The sequence below is a fragment of the Streptomyces dioscori genome, from assembly GCF_003024195.1.
In the GTDB taxonomy this organism is placed as follows: domain Bacteria; phylum Actinomycetota; class Actinomycetes; order Streptomycetales; family Streptomycetaceae; genus Streptomyces; species Streptomyces dioscori.
On the sequence record NZ_KZ679045.1, the window covers coordinates 74,995 to 94,300 of the forward strand.

Consider the following 19,306-nt stretch of genomic DNA (forward strand, 5'->3'; position numbering starts at 1 on the left):
GCGCGGGGAACTGCGCGATCGTGGAGGCCTGCCCCCACCGGCCTCCAGGTGGGTCAGCAGCTGGACTTGCCCGCGTACACCGCCAGCGCGGTGTTCGCGGCGAGTGTCGCCGTCAGCTGGCCCGAGCCGTTCACCGTCACCGTCGAACCCGCCTGCACGTTGCAGTACGTGCCCGCCGCGAGCGACGTCTGGTACGTGCGCGAAAGCGACGACGACTCGTGGTTGATCGCCACGAAGCCCTTACCACCGCGCCCGAAGGCGATCGCGTCACCCCCGTTGTCCCACCAGTTGGAGACGGACTCACCCCGGACGGCGTTGCGGAACCCCACCATCGACTGGATCTCCGGCCAGGCGTGCTGGCATTTCCACCCGTCCTGCCAACAGGCGTTCACGGAGCCCCCGTTGGGCGGCCCGGCGTCCGTGGACGAGAACTCGTACCCCGAGTTGATGTCGGGCGCCCCGTACGGATACGCCAGCATGAACACGTTCGCGAGCGTGTAGTTCGCGTTGTCCTTGTAGCTGAGCGTCGACCCGTTGCGCTCGGTGTCGTGGTTGTCGACGAAGACCCCCGAGACACCACTGCTCATGTACCCCCAGCCCTCCCCGTAGTTCTTCAGGTAGGCGAGGTTCTCGTTGTTGAAGACGCGCTTGAGGTCGAACGCGTACCGGAACTCCTGCACATCCCCCGTGCCGGTGTACTCGGCCGGCGAGACCGCCTCACCGGCCCCGTAGATGGCCTCCTGCTTCCAGTACGCGGACGTGTTGCTCAGCCGGCCCTTGATGTTCGCGAGGTCGGCGGCCGGCATGTGCTTGGCCGCGTCGACGCGGAACCCGTCGACGCCGAGCGACAGCAGGTCGTTCAGGTACTTGGCGATGGCCGAGCGGACGTACTCCTCGCCGGTGTCCAGGTCGGCGAGCCCGACGAGTTCGCAGTTCTGGACGTTGCCACGGTCCTGGTAGTTGCTGATCTGCGAGGTGCAGTTGTCGAAGTCGGGCGAGGAGTACAGGCCCGGGTAGTTGTACTTCGTGTAGGACGAGCCGCCGGTGCCGGTGCCACTGCCCGCGGACATGTGGTTGATGACCGTGTCGGCGACGACCTTCACGCCCGCCGAGTGACACGTGTTGACCATGTTCTGGAAGGCCGCACGGTCACCGAGGCGCCCGGCGATCTTGTAGCTGACGGGCTGGTACGAGGTCCACCACTGCGAGCCCTGTATGTGCTCGGCGGGCGGGGAGACCTGGACGTATCCGTAACCGGCGGGGCCGAGCCGGTTGGTGCACTCCTTGGCCACGGACGCGAAGTTCCACTCGAAGAGGACGGCGGTGACGTCCTTGGTGCCCGGTGGGGAGGCGTGGGCGGTACCGGCGGTGCTCGCGGGGACGACGAACGCGGCGGCCGCCATGGCGAGCGCGCAGGACAGTGCTCTCCTGGCCATGTGTGGGGGTCCCTTCTCCGTTGAAGGTTCTTGCTGCAATATTCAACAGCAGTGCGGTGCCGCAGATCGTAGAAGCCCGTCTCCCAAAGCGGAAGACGGGCTTCTGAAAATTCCTGAAACTTCTTACAGGACGCGCCGGTTGGTGAACGGTCAGTCGGCGATCCACCACACGGTGGCGTCGGCAGGCACCTTCGCCTCGCCGTCGTCCGTGACGGTCACCTCGCCGCTCGCGAGCAGCACCCGCCCGTACGCGCGGACGGTCGCCGCCTCCCCGCCCGTGTTGGCGGTGCACACGAACGCCCCGCGGCGGAAGGCCAGCACGCCCTCGGGCGCCTTCAGCCACTCGACACGGTCGCCCGCGCCGAGGTCGGCCTGCTCACTGCGCGCGGCGAGCGCGGCCCGGTACAGCTCAAGGGTCGAACCGGCGGCCCCGGTCTGCGCCTCGACGCTCAGCTCGCCCCACCCGGCGGGCTGCGGAAGCCAGCTGCCCCCGCCGCCGAAGCCGTACGAGGAGCCCTCGCGGTCCCACGGGATCGGCACCCGGCAGCCGTCACGGAACCCGTCCTGGCCGGCGCCCCGGAAGTACGCGGGGTCCTGGCGGACCTCGTCCGGCAGGTCGACGACGTCCGGCAGGCCCAGCTCCTCGCCCTGGTACAGGTACGCGGACCCGGGCAGCGCGAGCATCAGCAGGGTGGCCGCGCGGGCCCGGCGCAGGCCCAGTTCGCGGTCTCCGGCGAGCCGGATCTGGGTGCCGAGCCCGGCCGGGTTGGCGAACCGGGTCGCGTGCCGGGTCACGTCGTGGTTGGACAGCACCCAGGTGGCGGGGGCACCCACGGGCCGCATCGCGTCGAGCGTGCGGTCGATGCAGGCGCGCAGTTCCTCGGCGTCCCAATGGGTGCTCAGGTATTGGAAGTTGAAGGCCTGGTGCAGTTCGTCGGGGCGCACGTAGTTGGCGGTGCGCTCGATGGTCGGCGTCCATGCCTCGGCGACGAAGATGCGGTCGCCGGAGTACTCGTCGAGCACGAGCCGCCACTGGCGGTAGATCTCGTGCACACCGTCCTGGTCGAAGAACGGCATGACATCGTTGCCCAGAAGCTTCAGCTGCTCGTGGGATCCCAGGTCCGGGAGCCCCTCCGCCTTCACAAGACCGTGGGCCACGTCGATCCGGAAACCGTCGACGCCCATGTCGAGCCAGAACCGCAGCACCGAGCGGAACTCGTCGCCGACCGCCGGGTGGTCCCAGTCGAAGTCGGGCTGCTCGGGCGCGAAGAGGTGGAGGTACCACTCGCCCGGGGTGCCGTCCGGCTCGGTGACGCGGGTCCAGGCGGGGCCGCCGAAGATGGACTCCCAGTCGTTGGGCGGCAGTTCACCGTTCTCGCCCTGGCCGGCGCGGAAGTGGTAGCGCTCCCGGGTCGGCGAACCGGGCCCCTCCGCGAGGGCACGCTTGAACCACTCGTGCTGGTCGGAGGAGTGGTTGGGGACCAGGTCGACGATGATCCGCAGACCCAGTTCATGGGCGTCGCGGATCAGCGCGTCGGCGTCGAGCAGATTGCCGAACATGGGGTCCACGGCCCGGTAGTCCGCCACGTCGTAGCCCGCGTCGGCCTGCGGCGAGGCGTAGAACGGGCTGAGCCACACGGCGTCGACGCCGAGGTCGCGCAGATACGGGAGTCGGGAACGTACGCCCTCCAGGTCGCCCATGCCGTCACCGTTGCTGTCGGCGAAGCTGCGCGGATAGACCTGGTAGATCACCGCGTCCCGCCACCAGTCGCGGCGGTCGGCGACGGTGACGAGAGCGGATTTCGGTGCCGAGTCGGCGGAATACTGCTGGCTCATGGCTTCCTAGATACGTGACGGAGAGCGCCCCGAAGGGGCGCGGGGCTGTATCGATATGCGGCTTCCGCCGCGTGGGCGCGACCAGCCACAGCGAGTCCGCAGACGACGGACAACCCGCAGCGCGCCGCGTACGGCTAACCCTTGGTGCCACCGGCGGTCAACCCGGTCACCAGATTCTTCTGCACGAGATAGAAGAACGCGGACACCGGAATGGCCACGAGCACAGCCGTCGCAGCCATCAGATTGCGCTGGGCGTCGTGCTCACTGACAAAGCTCTGCAGCCCCACCGCGAACGTGTACTTCGTGTCGGACAGCATGAACGTCGAGGCGAACGCGACCTCACCGAACGCGGTGATGAAGCTGTAGAACGCGGCGACGGCGAGCCCCGGCTTGGCGAGCGGCAGGATCAGCCGCGCGAACGTGCCGAAGGGCGACAGCCCGTCGACGCGTCCGGCCTCGTCGATCTCGAAGGGGATCGTGTCGAAGTACCCCTTGAGCAGCCACGCGCAGTACGGCACGGCCGTCGAGCAGTAGACGAGGATCAGGCCGAAGTAGTTGTCGATCAACTGGAGTTCGCTGAGGATCTCGTACATCGGGACCATCAGCACGGCGACCGGGAACATCTGGGTCACCAGGAGCACCCACATGAACTTCTTGTAGCCGGGGAAGCGCATGCGCGAGACCGCGTAGCCGGTGGTGGCGGCGACCAGGACGCCGATGACGGTCGTGCCCAGCGACACGACGAGCGTGCTCCACAGCCAGTCGAAGAACGGCGTGTGCTGCAACACGAACGTGTAGTTGTCGAACGTCATCTTGCCGAGGATGCCCCCGGGGTGCAGATAGTCGTCCTTGTCCGGGCCGAGCGACAGATAGATCAGCCAGGCGATCGGGAACAGGGCTATCAGGCTGGCGACGCTGAGGATGCCGTGCGAGGTCAGGGCCCCGGCGCGGCTGCGCTCGCCGCGCCGCGGGCCCTTGCCGGCCGGTGCGGTGCCCGCGGGCGCCCCGTCCACCGGGGGCGGGGTCTTGACGGTCGTGGTGCTCATGGGGGCTCCTGCCTCAGATCGCGAGCTGCTGCTCGTTGCGGGCCAGCCAGCGGCGGTAGACGGAGGTGAAGACGATCAGGATGGACAGCAGCAGGACGCCGTACGCGGCGGACTGCGCGTAGTCGCGCGGCTGTTGGCCGAAGCCCAGGTAGTAGGCCCAGGTGACGAGGATCTGCGCGTCCGGCGCGGTGTCGCCGAAGAGCAGGAAGATGATGGCGAACTGGTTGAACGTCCAGATGACGCCCAGCAGGACGACGGTGGAGCTGACCGACTGCAGACCCGGCAGGGTCACGTTCCTGAAGCGCTGCCAGGCGTTGGCGCCGTCCATCTCCGCGGCCTCGTACAGGACGGGGTCGATGGACTGCAGTCCGCCGAGCAGCGAGACCATCATGAACGGCACACCGCACCACGTGTTGACCATGATCGCGGCGGTCCGCTGCCAGAAGGTGTCCTCAAGCCAGAGCGGTGAGGGCAGATGCACCGCGTCGAGCATGGAGTTGATGATGCCGCCGTCGGCGAGCATGAAGCGCCAGCCGAAGACGGTGACGAAGGTGGGCACGGCCCACGGCAGCACGAGGATCAGCCGGTAGAAGGTGCGGCCCTTCAGCTTCTGGTTGAGCAGCAGCGCCAGCCCGAGCCCGATGACGTAGTGGAGCAGCACGCACAGCGCCGTCCACACGATCGTCCAGATGAAGTGCGACCAGAACCGGTCGTACGCGGTCGGTCCCCACAGGATGTCGGCGTAGTTGTCCAGGCCGATGAACTCGTACGTGGCGTCGATGTGGTTGACGCCGATCGTGCGGGCCGAGTTGAGGCTGGTGGCGTCGGTGAACGTCAGGTAGATGCCGCGCAGCAGCGGATAGAGCACCAGCACACCGAGGACGACGACCACCGGGGCGGTCATCGCGTACGCGTACCAGTACTTCTGGTACGAACGCTTCATGCGCTGGAGCGGGCCGGGGCGCGGGGCCCGGTCACCGCGGCGCTTGCCGGTCGCGCGGTCGATGACGACTGTCATGATTCGACACCTTCTGGAAAATCAGGGCTGATCAGCAGGCCGTCGGGTCTGCGGGCCTGTGCCTGGGGGCCGGTCGTGGGCGTGGCCGGTGACCGCCGGACCCGTCTCCGCACAGAAGGCGGGGGCGGATCCGGCGGCCACCCGGTGTCACTTGCTGAAGTCCGGGACCAGCTTGGCGATCGCGGTCTCCGCGTTGCCCAGGCCCTTGTCGAGGGACTCCTTGCCACCGGCGATCTTCGGCAGCTCGGTGTCGAGCGGACCCCACAGCGAGCTGTACTCCGGCAGCGCCGGACGCGGCTGGGCGGCGGCGAGCACGCTCTGGTAGCCGGCGATCCCCGGGTCGGACTTGACCTCGGTGGTGTAGGCGTCCTCGCGGGTCGGCAGCGTGGAGTTCTTGAGGGCGACGGTCTCCTGCGACTTCGCCGACGTCATGAACTTCAGGAACGTGAGCGAGGCCTCCTGGTGGGCCTTGTCCGAGCCCGCGTACACGGAGAGGTTGTGGCCGCCGGTCGGGGCGCCCGCCTTGCCGCTGGAGCCGGCCGGGACGGTGGCGATACCGAGGTTGCCCTTGTCCTTGAAGGCCGAGCCCTTGTAGAAGTTCGTGATCTCCCACGGGCCCTGGATGATCGAGGCGACCTTGCCGTTGACGAAGGCGTCCTGGATGTGGGCGTACGCGTCGGCGGTGGTGTCGGCCTTGTGCAGGCCCTTGCCGCTGAACAGGCCCTGCCAGGTCTTGTAGCCCTTGACCGCCTCGGGCGACTTCACGGTGATCTTCTTTGCGTCGGCGTCGACCGTGTCGGTGCCCTCGCCGTGCAGGAACGACTGCGCGTAGTAGGCCTGGGTGGAGCCCCAGTAGCCGTCGACGCCCGTCTTGGCCTTGACCGTGCCGGCGTCCGTCTTGAGGTCGGCCCAGGTGGTGGGCGCCGCGTCGATGCCGGCCTTCGCGAAGAGTTCCTTGTTGTAGACCAGCGCGAGGGTGTCGGTGACCAGCGGCACACCGTACGTCTTGCCCTCGTACTTGGCCTGCTCGATCAGGCTGGCCTGGAACTTGTCCTGCTCCGCGAGGGCCTCGGTGCCGTCGAGCGGCAGGAAGAAGCCCTTCTTGGCGAACGCGGGGGTCCAGCCGACCTCGGAACGCAGGATGTCCGGGGCGCCCTTGGAACCGGCGGCGGTGTCGAACTTGTTCTGCGCCTGGTCGAAGGGCACGTTGACGTACTTGACCTTGATGTCCGGGTTGGCCTTCTCGAATTCCTTCACGAGGGCCTTGTACGTCGGTGCCTCGTTGGTGGCGTTGGACGTGTCCCACCACGTGAGGGTGACCGGGCCGTCCGCCTTGCCACTGTCGTCGCCGTCTCCGCCGCAGGCCGTCGCCGTGAGAGCGAGGGACGCCACCAGTGCGGTGGCCGCTATGCCACGCCGCATGAGTTCTCCTTGAGGGTGAAAGCCCGTGTGCTTCGAGGGGGCGGTCCCGTCCGCCGTCCCTGCCGACTCGCCGACCGCACCGTTGCCGCCGTCGGGCGACGTGAACGTAACAGCGATGAAAGCGGCGCGAAAGACCTTGCAGCAAAAAAGTGCAAGACCCGCAGACAGTTACCCCGCCGTGACCTCTTCGGAACCGTCCCGATCTGCCGCGATGCCTTGCCAGAGGGGCATTCGTAGGGTGCGGTGCGCCCATGCAAGACTCTGCAAGCTCTTGCCATACGCGTCCGGCGCGAGGATCATCGGCGCTCGGCGCCTTGCAGGAAACACCCCGTCCGCACGGGCGCACGCGGCGGACGACGACCACCCCGCCACGACACGGCCGACCAGAATCACGAGGGAACGCGATGACGCAGCAGCCCGGAGCGGGCCGTCCAAGTGCCCGCGCACGGCGTTCGTTCAGTGGGCAACGCGATCCCCGGCCGGTACAGTCCAATCCCGTGACCACACGGCTTGCCGACATCGCAGCGCAGGCGGGGGTGAGCGAAGCGACCGTCAGCCGGGTCCTGAACGGGAAGCCGGGCGTCGCCGCCACCACCCGCCAGTCCGTACTGGCCGCGCTCGACGTGCTCGGCTACGAGCGGCCCGTACGGCTGCGCCAGCGCAGCGAGGGGCTCGTCGGGCTGATAACCCCGGAGCTGGAGAACCCCATATTCCCGGCCCTGGCCCAGGTCATCGGCCAGGCGCTGACGCGGCAGGGCTACACGCCGGTGCTCGCGACCCAGACCCCGGGCGGCTCCACTGAGGACGAACTGACCGAGATGCTGGTCGACCGGGGGGTCGCCGGCATCATCTTCGTCTCCGGACTGCACGCGGACACCTCCGCGGACATGCAGCGCTACGAGCAACTGCGCGGACGGGGAGTGCCGTTCGTCCTCATCGACGGTTTCTCGCCGAAGGTGCAGGCGCCCTTCATCTCCCCGGACGACCGCGCGGCGATGGCCCTCGCGGTCACCCACCTCGTCTCGCTCGGCCACACCCGCATCGGCCTGGCGCTCGGCCCCAAGCGGTTCGTGCCGGTGCAGCGCAAGATCGAGGGCTTCGTCCGCACGATGCAGGACCTGCTGGGGCTGGCCACGGCCGACATCGAGGAGCGCCTGGTCCAGCACTCGCTGTACACGCTGGAGGGCGGACAGGCCGCCACGGCGGCGCTCATCGACCGCGACTGCACGGCGATCGTCTGCGCGAGCGACATGATGGCGCTGGGTGCCATACGCACGGCCCGCCAGCGCGGCCTCGAAGTCCCGGACGACATCTCCGTCGTCGGCTTCGACGACTCCCCGCTGATCGCGTTCACCGACCCGCCCCTGACCACGGTCCGCAAGCCGGTCCCGGCGATGGGCCAGGCCGCGGTGCGGACGCTGCTGGAGGAGATCGGCGGGACCCCGGCACCCCACAGCGAGTTCGTGTTCATGCCCGAGCTGGTGGTCCGGGGCTCGACGGCTTCGTCGCCCGGTGACCGCAATCGCGCCCACAGCACTCCCTAGGCGTACCACCTAGGGGTATCGCGTAGGGGTGCTGGGCGGGCGTTCTCGTGCGCAGGAAGTAGTGGTCCACCTACTTCAGGTGTAGAACGTGCGGCCAGAACCCACCCGAGGGATGATCGGTCGGGAAAGGCTCATCTGGCAGACTCTGTCCCTATGGGTGAGAGCACCGTGACGACACTGGAAGGCCAGGAGCAGGCCCCTCCACAGCCCGTCGCGGACGAGGCGCACGGCAGCGCGGGACACCGTCTCCTGCGACGGCTGCGTACGCCCCGCCGCCCCCGGCTCTGGTTCGAGATCCTGCTCATCGGGGTGAGTTACTGGACGTACTCACTGATCCGCAACGCCGTTCCTGAGCAGCGGACCCAGGCGCTGGAGAACGCCGACTGGCTCTGGAAGATGGAGCACCACCTCGGCATCGCCGTCGAGGAATCGGTCAACCATGCCGTGAACTCGGTGACTTGGCTGATCGTCGGCATGAACTACTACTACGCGACCCTGCACTTCGTGGTGACCATCGGCGTCCTGGTGTGGCTCTACCGCAGCCACCCGGGCCGGTACGCGGCCACGCGCACGGTCGTCTTCGCCACCACGGGTGTGGCCCTGGTCGGCTACTACCTGTATCCGCTGGCCCCGCCGCGCCTGATGAACGGCAACGACTTCATCGACACGGTCGTGGTCCACCAGACCTGGGGCTCGATGGCCTCCGGCGACCTGAAGAGCATGTCGAACCAGTACGCCGCGATGCCGTCCATGCACATCGGCTGGTCCCTGTGGTGCGGCCTCACGATCTTCGCCCTGGCCTCGGTCCCCTGGGTCCGCGTCCTGGGCCTGCTCTACCCGGTGGCGACCCTGGTGGTCATCGTCGCCACGGCCAACCACTTCTGGCTGGACGCGGTGGGCGGCATGGCGTGCCTGGCCTTCGGCTACCTGGTGGCGAGGCTCTGGTACGGGGTGCTGCCGTACGCGCTGCCGCAGCAGGTCCCACTGAAAGTCCCACAGAAGGTCCCGCCCAAAGCCTGAGAGTCCGGGGCGGGGTCACTCCTACGCCCCGCCTCCCCCGGCCTCCCGCAGCGCCTCCAGGAAACTCCGGAGCGCGGGTGTCGGCTCCGCTGCCTCCCGCACGGCGGCGAAGATCGACCGCACCGGCTCCGGCCGCCTGATCTCCCGTACGACCACTCCGGGGTGGCGGCTGCCCAGGCCCAGGCGTGGGACCAGGCTGACGCCGAGTCCCGCCGCGACGAACCCCTGCGCGGTCACGTAGTCCCCGCTCTCCACCACGAACCGTGGCCGGAATCCGGCGGCCTCGCACGCCGAGAGCTGTGCGTCCAGACAGGGCCCCGGCCACTCGCTGCCGACCCACGGCTCCTCGGCGAGGTCGGCCAGCGCCACGGTCCGCCGCCCCGCCAGCGGGTGCCCCTTCGGCAGTACGGCGCGGTACGGATCGTCGAGCAGCCGCACGAGCCGTACACCGCCGGCCCCCTCCGCCTCCCCCTCCGTCTCCCCCTCCGTCTCCCCTTCCGGGCGCACCACGAGAGCCAGGTCCGCCCGGCCCTCCCGTACGTCCGGCAGCGGATCCTCGGGGTCGATGAGCTTCAACTCGACCTGCACGCCAGGGTGTTCAGCCCGCACGCGGGCCACCGCCGGGGCGACCAGCGCGGCCCCCGCCGTCGCGAAGTACCGCACCGCGAGCCGCCCGGTACGGCCCGCCCGCAGGTCGTCGAGCGCGGTCTCGGCCTCGGCGACCTGGCGGCCGATGGCGTCCGCGTACCCGGTGAGCAGCAGTCCGGCCTCGGTGGGCCGTACGCCCCGGCCGACCCGCTCCAGCAGGGGCGTACGGGCCTCCTTCTCCAGCACCGCGATCTGTTGGCTGACCGCGGAGGGTGTGTAACCGAGGCGGGTCGCCGCCGCTGTCACGGACCCGCTGGTGACCACGGCTCTCAGCATCTGCATGCGTCGCACATCAAGCATGTAGGTGAGGTTAACAGTGCATGCAACATCTTTCACTTGTCCTTACATCACCCGTGACCCACCGTGGACGCATGCCGCTCACCTCCACGCTCCGCATGGCCGCCCTCGCGCTCCTCTGGGGCTCGGGCTTCCTGTGGATCAAACTCGCCCTGAACCACGGGCTCTCCCCGGCCCAGATCACCATCACGCGCTGCGCGCTGGGCACGGCCGTGCTCCTGCTCCTGGCCCGTTCGGCGGGCCAGCGCCTGCCCCGCGACCGCGGGACGTGGGGCCACCTCGTCGTCGCGGCCCTCTTCTGCAACGCCGTCCCGTTCGCTTTGTTCAGCGTCGGCGAGCAGACCGTGGACTCGGGTGTCGCGGGCGTACTGAACGCGACGACTCCCCTGTGGTCGCTGCTGATCGGGATCGCGCTCGGCACGGACCGCGGGCTCGGCCGCCTCCGCCTGACCGGCCTGTTCCTCGGCTTCGCCGGTACGCTCCTGATCTTCGCCCCCTGGCATCGCTCGGGGCTGCTGACCTGGGGTGCGCTGGCCCTGCTGGGCGCGGCGGCGAGCTACGCGGTGGCCTTCGCGTACATGGCGCGCACGCTCACGGGGCGGGGGGCGCCGTTGGCTGTGTCCGCGGCGCAGTTGCTCACGGCCACGGCGTGGACGACGCTGGCGCTTCCCGCGGCCGGGCCCGTGCGCACGGACGCGACCGGGCTTCTGGCGGTGACCGCGCTCGGGGTGCTCGGCACGGGGGTGACGTTCTACCTCAACTACCGCCTGATCGCGGACGAGGGCCCGACGAGCGCGGCGACCGTCGGCTATCTGCTGCCGGTGGTGTCTGTGGGGATGGGGGCGGTGGTGCTGGGGGAGGACGTGGGGTGGCGGGTGCTTGCGGGGATGGGTGTGGTGCTGGTCGGGGTGGCATTCTCCCGCCCCCGCCCCCGCCCCCGCCACCCCTACCCGTTCCCGTCCACACATGGGGGCTCCGCCCCCTCGCCCCCACAATCGCGCTGCGCGCTCGTCCTCAAACGCCGGACGGGCTGAAGATTGCCGCCCGTCCGCACACTCTCAGCCCGTCCGGCGTTTGAGGACCGGGGGTTCGGGGGCAGCGCCCCCGAGTCAGTGACGGGAACGGGTAGGGGCGGCGGGGGCGAGAAAGGCCCGTGGGTATGGCTACGCCCCGTAGAACAGCTCGTCCACCACCGCCCGCGCCCGCCGCGTCGTCCGCCGATAGTCGTCGAGCATGTCCCCCACATGCCCGGGGCCGTACCCCAGGTAACGACCCACCGCCGCCAACTCCCGCCCGTCGGACGGAAACGTGTCCCCCGCCCGCCCCCGCACCAACATCACAGCGTTCCGCACCCGAGTGGCCAGCACCCACGCCTCGTCCAGGATCTCCGCATCCTCCCCGGAGATCAGCTCGGCGGCGCACGCGGCGGCCAGCGCTTCCCGCGTACGGGTCGTGCGCAACCCCGGCTCCACCCACCCGTGCCGCAACTGCAGCAACTGCACGGTCCACTCCACGTCGGACAGCCCGCCCCGCCCGAGCTTGGTGTGCAGCGTGGGGTCCGCCCCGCGCGGCATCCGTTCGGTCTCCATGCGGGCCTTGAGCCGCCGGATCTCCCGTACGGCGTCCTCCCCGAGCCCTTCCGCCGGATATCGCAGCGGATCGGCGAGGTCGAGGAACCGGCGCCCCAACTCCTCGTCCCCGGCCACGACTTCGGCCCGCAGCAAGGCCTGCGACTCCCACACCAGTGACCAGCGGCGGTAGTAGGCCTCGTACGACTTCAACGTCCGTACGAGCGGCCCGGACTTGCCTTCGGGGCGCAGGTCGGCGTCGATGAGGAGCGGCGGGTCGGCGCTGGGGATCTGCAGCAGTCTGCGCATCTCGGAGACGACGGCGCCGGCGGCCCGCGCGGCCTCCTCGTCGCCGACGCCTTCCCGGGGCTCGTGCACGAAGAGGACGTCGGCGTCGGACCCGTAACCCAGTTCGTGGCCGCCGAAGCGGCCCATGCCGATGATCGTGAAGCGGGTGGGGAGGGTCTCGCCCCAGCCGTCGCGGACGACGGCTCGCAGGGTGCCGGCGAGGGTCGCCGCCGTGAGGTCGGAGATGGCTGCTCCGACGAGGTCGACGAGCGCGCCCTGGTCGGCGTAGGCGGGTGTCTCCTCGGTGCCGTAGGAGCTGACGATGTCGATGGCGGCCGTACGGAAGAGTTCCCGGCGTCGTACGCCGCGTGCCGCGGTGACCGCGGCCTCTCCTTTGCCGGCCCGGCCCACCGCCGAGAGGATCTCCTGCTCCAGGTGGGCGCGGGTGCGGGACACGAGCCCGCCGCTGGACCCGTTGCCGAGCAGGGCCACGGCTTCTGGCGCCCGCATCAGCAGGTCGGGGGCGAGCCGTCCGGCGGACAGGACGCGGGCGAGGTTCTCGGCGGCGGCGCCCTCGTCCCGCAACAGCCGCAGGTACCAGGGGGTCTTGCCGAGCGCGTCCGAGACCTTGCGGAAGTTGAGCAGTCCCGCGTCGGGGTCGGCGGAGTCGGCGAACCAGCCCAACAGGACGGGCAGCAGGGTGCGTTGGATGGCGGCCTTGCGGGAGACGCCGGAGGCCAGCGCCTCCAGGTGGCGCAGCGCGGCGGCCGGGTCCGCGTACCCGAGGGCGACGAGCCGCTCCCGCGCCGCTCCCGGGCTCAACCTGACCTCGCCGGGGGCAAGTTGGGCGACGGCGTCGAGCAGCGGCCGGTAGAACAGCTTCTCGTGCAGCCGCCGCACCACACCGGCGTGCCGCTTCCATTCACGGTTGAGTTCCTTGACCGGGTCGGTCCGCAGCCCCAGTGACCGTCCGATGCGCCGCAGATCGGCGTCGTCCTCGGGCACGAGATGCGTACGCCGCAGCCGGAAGAGCTGTATGCGGTGCTCCATGGACCGCAGGAACCGGTAGGCCTCGTCGAACTGCACGGCGTCGACGCGTCCCACGTACCCGCCCGCGGCCAGCGCCTTCAGGGCGTCGAGCGTGGTCCCGCTGCGCAGCGAGGTGTCCACCCGCCCGTGCACCAACTGCAGCATCTGTACGGCGAATTCGACGTCCCGCAGTCCGCCGGGGCCGAGTTTCAGTTCCCGTTCGATCTCGGCGGGCGGGATGTTCTCGACGACGCGGCGCCGCATCTTCTGCACATCGGCGACGAAGTTGTCCCGCTCGGCGACCTGCCAGACGAGGGGGGCCAGCGTGGAGACGTACTCCTCGCCCAGTTCGAGGTCCCCCGCGACGGCCCGCGCCTTCAACAGGGCCTGGAACTCCCAGGTCTTGGCCCAGCGGTGGTAGTAGGCGAGATGGCTGCTGAGGGTGCGTACGAGCGGGCCGTTGCGGCCCTCGGGGCGCAGGTTGGCGTCGACGGGCCAGATGGACCCCTCGACGGTCGTCTCCGAGCAGATACGCATCAGATGGGCCGCGAGCCGGGTGGCGGCCCGCATCGCCTTGTCCTCGTCGGCCGCGTCGGTCCCCTCGGCGGGCTCCCCGACGAAGATGACGTCGACGTCGGACACATAGTTCAGTTCATGGCCGCCGCACTTGCCCATCGCGATCACCGCGAGCCGGCACATCCCGGCGTCCTCGGGCGCGGCGGCCTGGGCGAGGGCGAGCGCGGCGCGCAGGGTGGCGGTCGCGAGGTCGGCCAGCTCGGCCGCCGCCTGCGTGACGTCGGTGGTCCCGCACACGTCACGGGCGGCGATGGACAGCAGGCACCGCCGGTAGGCGACCCGCAGCGACACCGGGTCGTCCGCCTCGGCGAGCCCCCGCTCGAACTCCGCGACGCCGGGATGCAGGTCCTGCGGCTCGTAGGTGACGAGGGCCTGCCAGTCGAGCGGGTGGCGCGCGAGGTGGTCGCCGAGGGCGTCGGAGGCGCCGAGCACCCCGAGAAGCCGGTCGCGCAGCGGTTTGGCGGCGATCAGCGTGTCGAGCAGTTCGCGCCGCCCCGTGTCGCTCTCCTGCGCCTCCACGATCCGGACGAGCCCGAGGAGCGCCAGATCCGGGTCGGCGGTGGCGCCGAGGGCGTCGAGCAGCACCGGGTCGTTCGTCACGGCGGCGAGCTGCGGGCTGTCGAGCAGCCGTTCGGCACCCGACGGATCGGTGAAACCGTGCCGCAGCAGCCGAGAGAAGGTACTGCTCCTGCGCCCCGGCACCGTCATCCCGGCCTCCGTCGTCCCCCGCGATGTCACCCCGCGCGCCGCCACCAGTCGATGTCAGCTCGATGTCAGCCACGCGATCAAGGTCGTATGGCTCCGAGCGTAACCGCAGAGGCCGGGGGAAGCGCCTGGACTGCCGGGTGGTGGGTGCGTGGTGCGGCGGGCCGGGGTGCGCTGGGTCGGGGGTGGGTGGGCCTGGGGGTGCGCTGGGCCGGGGACTCGCCGAGCCGTGGGGTGCGTGGGGCCGGGGGCGCGTGGGCCTGCCGACCGGTCAGCGCGGTTCGCGGATGCCGTCGATGATGCGGGTCCAGTTGTCGCCGCCGTGCCCGTCCTCGATCGCGCGCCGGTAATGCGCCCGCACGGCCAGCGGGAGCGCCGGGTCGAGACCGAGGGCCGTACTGGTCTCGACGATGTGGTCGGCGGTCGCACCCATCATGGTCACCGTGCTGAGGTCACCGGGATGCTCACCGGCGTCGAGCGCGGCGCCGGGGTTCTCCTCGCCCGCCCGCAGGATGGCGCCGATCGCGTCGGCGGAGGACAGCAGTTCCGGCAGCGCTTCCGCGGCCTTCATTCCCGCGCTGCCCAGCATCGCGGTGGCGTGCATCAGGGCGGACAGGGTGGTCAGGAACACCGTGAGCTGGGCCTGGTACATCATCTGGGCGAGGCTGGGGTCCTCGCCCAGGTACTTCGGCGTCCCGAGCGGCGTCAGCACCGCCGACCGGCTCTCCAGGACCTGGCGGCTGCCGCTGTAGTAGACGTGGGCCGCCGCCGTGCCGACCATCGGCGCGGGAACCATGACACCGCCGGTGAGGAAGGCGGCGCCGTGACCGGCCGCCCAGGCCGCCGCCTCGCGGGTGCGTTCGGGGGTGTCGGAGCTCAGGTTGACGAGCGTCCGGCCGGCGAGGGATCCGGTGGCGCTGCCGAGGATGTCGTACATCGCGGCGTAGTCGGTGAGGCTGAGGATCACGAGGTCGCTCGCTTCGACCGCCTCGGCGGGGGTGGCCGCGAGCGCCGCCCCGTCGGCGACGACGCCGGCGGCCCGGCCGGCGGTGCGGTTCCAGACGGTGACGTGGTGACCGGCGGTGAGGAGGGTGCGGGTCATGGCCTGCCCCATCGGGCCGAGCCCGATGACGGTGACGGCCACGGTGGCGGTGATGTTGCTGACGGGGGCAGCGCCGTCGGTGGCAGCGCTGTCCGGCTGGTCGGTGGCGTTCTGTTGTTCGTTCACTCCTCCATGCTCGAAGAGCCTCACTAATCTAGGAAGTACGCACTATTTTCTGCGGTACTTACCTTTTGGTTAGGCCGTGCGTTCACGAGGGGGATCAGCGATGGCCAAGGCGCCGAGACTCGGGCCTTACATCTGCGGCATCGACGCCGCGCTCGACGTGGTGAGCGGCAAGTGGAAGGGGCTGATCCTCTGGGAGCTCGAAACCCATGGTGTACGCCGCTTCGCGGAACTCCGTCGCGGTCTGCCCGGGGTGAGCGAGAAGATGCTCACGCAGCACCTGCGCGAGCTGGAGGAGGACGATCTCGTACACCGGGAGATCCATGCCGAGGTGCCACCGCGGGTGGAGTACTCCCTGACGGAGCACGGCCGCACGCTCAACCGGGCGCTCGGCCCGCTGGGCGTCTGGGGCACCGAGCGGATACGCCGCGAAGGCTCCGGCTCCGCGACACACGACATGCGAGACACGACAAAGGAGTCGTTCCATGGACATGGCCCTTGAAGTGATCATGCTGCCGGTCACCGACATCGACCGGGCGAAGGCCTTCTACGAGCACAAGGTGGGCTTCCACGTCGACCTCGACACGGAGGTGATGCCGGGCGCGCGGGTGGTCCAGCTGACGCCTCCCGGTTCCGGCTGTTCGATCGCGCTCTCCAAGGGCGTGCCGATCCCGTCGGGCACGCCGCAGCCGGGCACGTACCACGGCATGCAGCTGGTCGTCGCGGACGCGAAAGCCGCGTACGAGGAGCTGACCGCGCGGGGCCTGGAACTCAGCGAGCCCGTCGCGTACGCGCCCCAGGACGGCGGCACGTTCATGCACTTCACCGACCCGGACGGCAACGGCTGGGCGATCCAGGAGTACCGCGAACGGGCGACGAAGCCGCTGCACAAACTCCTGACGGACCAGGCGGAACAGCAGTAGCCCACCGTCCCGGGCGCCTGGACCGGCCGGCGTCAGCCGCCGGCCGCGTACGCCAGGAAGCTGGTCCAGGCGCTGGGGGTGACGGCAAGCTGGGGACCTGCCTGCACCTTGGAGTCACGCACGTGGATGAGATCCGGGCAGACGGCCATCTCGACGCAGTCGCCGTCACCACCGCTGCTGTAGCTGGACTTGTGCCAGGACAGGGCGACCTCGACACAGTCGCCTGATCCGCTACTGCTGTAGCTGCTCTTGAACCAGTTCAGCTCTGTGACACTCATACCGCTCCTCGCATCCGCTGCAATATGGCCTGAGAGTCGCTCAATGAGAAGGCCTGCGAGCGCATCCTGGCATAGCGCATGTGGAGTGTACTGACCACCTTGGGATCCGAGATGAACTGCCCGGTCTCCTGCCCCTCGCAGTAACCGAGCCACCGATTCCCAGGGGTCTCCAGCAGTTGCATGGGCCGTGGAGGCCAGCATGGCTCTCCTGCACCTGCGGCATCACCTGAATCTCAACGTTCCGCAACTCGGCAAGTTCAGCCACGTGCTCGATCAAGCCGCGCGTCACCTCCACCCCGCCCGTCCTCCGGAGGAACAAATGCTCCTCCAGGATGAAGCTGAACGCCGTGTTCGGCCGCTCCCGCAGCAGCCGTTGGCGTTCCGACCGTGCCGCCCACTGGGCCTCGATCTGGTCGTCGCCCAACGGAGGCAGCTGGTTCACGAACAGCGTGCGCGCATACGCCTCGGTCTGCAACAGCCCGGGGATCAGGCGGCATTCGTACGTGTAGAGACTCACCGCCGTCTCCTCCAGGCGGGCCCACTGGCGGAACCAACTGGCCAGCCCCGGTTGCCGCGACAGATGCCGTGCGGCCCCCCGCAACGCCCCGAACGCGTCGAGCACTTCCTCCGCCCGTTCGACGAAGTCCGGCGGCGGAAACCGGCGGCCCTGCTCGATGGAGGCCACGGTCGGCGCCGAGTACCGCACTCTGGGCGCGAACTCCTCCTGCGTGAGGCGGGCCCGTTTCCGGAAGGCCTTGACCACCTCGCCGAACGTCTTGAGGCTGTCGGACACCTCCGGTTCGCCGCCACCACAGCCAAGGGGGACACCCACCCCACCCGTACCGTCCGTCATGCCAGGCCCTCCGTTCACCCGCACCCACCGACCCGTCCACCCCGCCAACACCGCCAACCCACTCATGGTCACGGAGGGTTACGCATACTGTCCACACGGTGAGTCCGTACGCTGAGCCCGCGTACGGGTCGATCGATCGCTCAATTCGCCTGGCGGCGGGCCCGCTTGACCCGCGGTCGACGGCCCACGCGTCGGCGACCGGCTCGACCGCGGCAAAGTCGATGGTCCTGCCGACGGAAGAATCACCCGGTCGGGGTCTGAGAGCAGACTGGTTTTGATAATCGCCGCATCGCACCGAGATATCGATGCATCACAGATGAGTGCGACCTCTGCTCCAACTCCGTAACAGAATATAAAATCTAGGCATCATGCCGAACTCCGTCCAGTTCAGCACTAATACGCAAGACAGGGTCGCATCTGAGGCAAAACCCGACTCACGCGACTCGACCCACCACGGCGAGAGGGTAGGGGATCTGCAATTCACCGTTCGCCGTAAATCGCACAGAAATTCTTTGTAATTGCACCATCTACCTAATATGGCGATCTCCCGAACGCTGCACTTATGCTCGCATCTCCATCTCGAAAAAACGGGGGATCAAGTGAGCACACGGAGTGGTGGCTACTGGCCACCCGACGATCAATTCAATCGTCGACCGGGTTCGAACAGGACCCGATCAATGGCGCTTGCGACGATCATCGCGGCATTCATCACTGCCGCAGGCGCGATCTTCGCAGCCGCCTACGCGGGAGCACTACCCGGAGGAAAGGGAAATGGACTCACCCAGATCGTCAGGGGTGAAAACAGCAACGAGAACGTGAACGTCAACAAGAACGAGAGCTCGAACAACAACAGCAACAACAACTCGAACGACAACAGCAACAACTCGAACAACGGCAACGACAACTCCGAGAATGGAGAAAATGGAAACGAAAACCAAAAGGATGCACTAACAAAGCCGGGCAGCCCAAAAATCAGCAACGCATCCTGCAATTCGGTGGACTTGGCTTGGGACGCCGTTGATGGCGCAACCAGCTACGAGATCTTCCAGGACGGCTCGTCCATTGCAAAATCTGAGGTCGCCTCACATACCGTGGGCGAACTGGAGCCTGGCACGACGCACGAGTTCAGCATCACAGCACTCGATACGTCATCCGGTGAGCTTCGAAAGTCCGGACCTTCGGATGCCACGAGCGCCGAGACGAAGCCAGTCGAGGAATGCAGCGACCTATCCGGTAGCTGAGGTACGGCGCAGCGCCGAGTACACGTACGCGCTCTTTGCGCAGACTCGTCAGAACGATCAGAACGGGGGGCACCCGGGCTATCCGCCCGGGTGCCCCCCGTTCTTCAGACAGCGGGTGCGCCCGCCCCTACAGCACCGGCAGGTTCTTCCGGAGTTCGAACGCCGTCACCTCGGAGCGGTACTCCTCCCACTCCTGGCGCTTGTTGCGGAGGAAGTGATGTTACCTCGGAGCGACGTCACGCGATCGATGTCGGCGTAGCGCTGACCTGCGGCCGGGCGGTCGTCATTGGTCGTTGTTGGTTGCTACGGGCCGCCCTTCGACGGCCCACAGACGGCCCAGTGCCCCCTGCGAT

15 protein-coding genes and 2 pseudogenes are annotated in these 19,306 nt (G+C 68.9%); 6 read left to right on the forward strand and 11 right to left on the reverse strand.

The window, feature by feature from the left end:
• Window positions 1-53: 53 nt before the first annotated feature.
• The 5 genes from C6Y14_RS20970 to C6Y14_RS20990 form a co-directional block, all read right to left on the reverse strand.
• Window positions 54-1,436 carry an alpha-amylase gene (locus C6Y14_RS20970; RefSeq protein WP_107018308.1) on the reverse strand — a complete coding sequence of 461 codons (1,383 nt, stop codon included), beginning with the start codon at window positions 1,434-1,436 and terminating at the stop codon, window positions 54-56.
• A 150-nt stretch (window positions 1,437-1,586) separates the two neighbouring features.
• Window positions 1,587-3,272: a glycoside hydrolase family 13 protein gene (locus C6Y14_RS20975; RefSeq protein WP_107018309.1), complete on the reverse strand. Its 1,686-nt coding sequence runs from the start codon at window positions 3,270-3,272 to the stop codon at window positions 1,587-1,589.
• A 134-nt stretch (window positions 3,273-3,406) separates the two neighbouring features.
• Complete coding sequence (locus tag C6Y14_RS20980) at window positions 3,407-4,318, reverse strand: sugar ABC transporter permease (protein ID WP_107018310.1); 912 nt, start codon at window positions 4,316-4,318, stop codon at window positions 3,407-3,409.
• A 13-nt stretch (window positions 4,319-4,331) separates the two neighbouring features.
• Complete coding sequence (locus C6Y14_RS20985) at window positions 4,332-5,336, reverse strand: carbohydrate ABC transporter permease (RefSeq protein WP_107018311.1); 1,005 nt, start codon at window positions 5,334-5,336, stop codon at window positions 4,332-4,334.
• Between the two features lie 147 nt (window positions 5,337-5,483).
• Window positions 5,484-6,758, reverse strand: coding sequence for an extracellular solute-binding protein (locus tag C6Y14_RS20990; protein ID WP_107018312.1), 1,275 nt, complete (start codon window positions 6,756-6,758; stop codon window positions 5,484-5,486).
• A gap of 497 nt (window positions 6,759-7,255) precedes the next feature.
• Between C6Y14_RS20990 and C6Y14_RS20995 the strand changes: the two genes are divergently transcribed.
• Together C6Y14_RS20995 and C6Y14_RS21000 are read left to right on the forward strand one after the other, a co-directional pair.
• Window positions 7,256-8,302 (forward strand): LacI family DNA-binding transcriptional regulator, encoded by a 1,047-nt coding sequence (locus C6Y14_RS20995; RefSeq protein ID WP_263973083.1) that lies wholly within the window; start codon window positions 7,256-7,258, stop codon window positions 8,300-8,302.
• A 153-nt stretch (window positions 8,303-8,455) separates the two neighbouring features.
• Complete coding sequence (locus tag C6Y14_RS21000; protein ID WP_107018314.1) at window positions 8,456-9,322, forward strand: phosphatase PAP2 family protein; 867 nt, start codon at window positions 8,456-8,458, stop codon at window positions 9,320-9,322.
• 21 nt (window positions 9,323-9,343) lie between these two features.
• Here the strand turns inward: C6Y14_RS21000 and C6Y14_RS21005 are convergent, their stop codons facing one another.
• A complete protein-coding gene (locus tag C6Y14_RS21005; RefSeq protein WP_225891183.1) occupies window positions 9,344-10,270 on the reverse strand; it encodes a LysR family transcriptional regulator in 927 nt (308 codons plus the stop codon).
• A 71-nt stretch (window positions 10,271-10,341) separates the two neighbouring features.
• Here C6Y14_RS21005 and C6Y14_RS21010 point away from each other — a divergent pair, with 71 nt between their 5' ends.
• Window positions 10,342-11,301, forward strand: coding sequence for a DMT family transporter (locus C6Y14_RS21010; RefSeq protein ID WP_199854797.1), 960 nt, complete (start codon window positions 10,342-10,344; stop codon window positions 11,299-11,301).
• Between the two features lie 129 nt (window positions 11,302-11,430).
• Here C6Y14_RS21010 and C6Y14_RS21015 read toward each other — a convergent pair whose 3' ends face one another.
• Both C6Y14_RS21015 and C6Y14_RS21020 read right to left on the reverse strand, forming a co-directional pair.
• A complete protein-coding gene (locus tag C6Y14_RS21015) occupies window positions 11,431-14,436 on the reverse strand; it encodes a bifunctional [glutamine synthetase] adenylyltransferase/[glutamine synthetase]-adenylyl-L-tyrosine phosphorylase (protein ID WP_107018316.1) in 3,006 nt (1,001 codons plus the stop codon).
• 268 nt (window positions 14,437-14,704) lie between these two features.
• Window positions 14,705-15,589 carry an NAD(P)-dependent oxidoreductase gene (locus tag C6Y14_RS21020; RefSeq protein ID WP_263973086.1) on the reverse strand — a complete coding sequence of 295 codons (885 nt, stop codon included), beginning with the start codon at window positions 15,587-15,589 and terminating at the stop codon, window positions 14,705-14,707.
• A 172-nt stretch (window positions 15,590-15,761) separates the two neighbouring features.
• Here C6Y14_RS21020 and C6Y14_RS21025 point away from each other — a divergent pair, with 172 nt between their 5' ends.
• Together C6Y14_RS21025 and C6Y14_RS21030 are read left to right on the forward strand one after the other, a co-directional pair.
• Window positions 15,762-16,160 carry a winged helix-turn-helix transcriptional regulator gene (locus C6Y14_RS21025; RefSeq protein WP_225891185.1) on the forward strand — a complete coding sequence of 133 codons (399 nt, stop codon included), beginning with the start codon at window positions 15,762-15,764 and terminating at the stop codon, window positions 16,158-16,160.
• The gene (locus C6Y14_RS21030; RefSeq protein WP_107018317.1) at window positions 16,144-16,581 is read left to right on the forward strand and encodes a VOC family protein; all 438 of its coding nucleotides are present in this window, start codon (window positions 16,144-16,146) and stop codon (window positions 16,579-16,581) included. Before C6Y14_RS21025 ends, C6Y14_RS21030 begins: the two co-directional genes overlap by 17 nt.
• Before the next feature lie 32 nt (window positions 16,582-16,613).
• Here C6Y14_RS21030 and C6Y14_RS21035 read toward each other — a convergent pair whose 3' ends face one another.
• On the reverse strand, window positions 16,614-16,859 hold the full coding sequence (locus C6Y14_RS21035; RefSeq protein ID WP_107018318.1) for a DUF397 domain-containing protein: 246 nt from the start codon (window positions 16,857-16,859) through the stop codon (window positions 16,614-16,616).
• A pseudogene (locus tag C6Y14_RS21040) lies at window positions 16,856-17,712 on the reverse strand (helix-turn-helix domain-containing protein). Before C6Y14_RS21040 ends, C6Y14_RS21035 begins: the two are co-directional and overlap by 4 nt.
• A 677-nt stretch (window positions 17,713-18,389) precedes the next feature.
• On the opposite strand from C6Y14_RS21040, the gene C6Y14_RS44160 reads away from it, so the two are divergent.
• Window positions 18,390-18,953 (forward strand): fibronectin type III domain-containing protein, encoded by a 564-nt coding sequence (locus C6Y14_RS44160; RefSeq protein WP_159074290.1) that lies wholly within the window; start codon window positions 18,390-18,392, stop codon window positions 18,951-18,953.
• A gap of 127 nt (window positions 18,954-19,080) precedes the next feature.
• On the opposite strand, the pseudogene C6Y14_RS45885 reads toward C6Y14_RS44160, so the two are convergent.
• A pseudogene (locus C6Y14_RS45885) lies at window positions 19,081-19,167 on the reverse strand (glutamine synthetase); the annotation flags it as partial.
• Window positions 19,168-19,306: the final 139 nt, after the last annotated feature.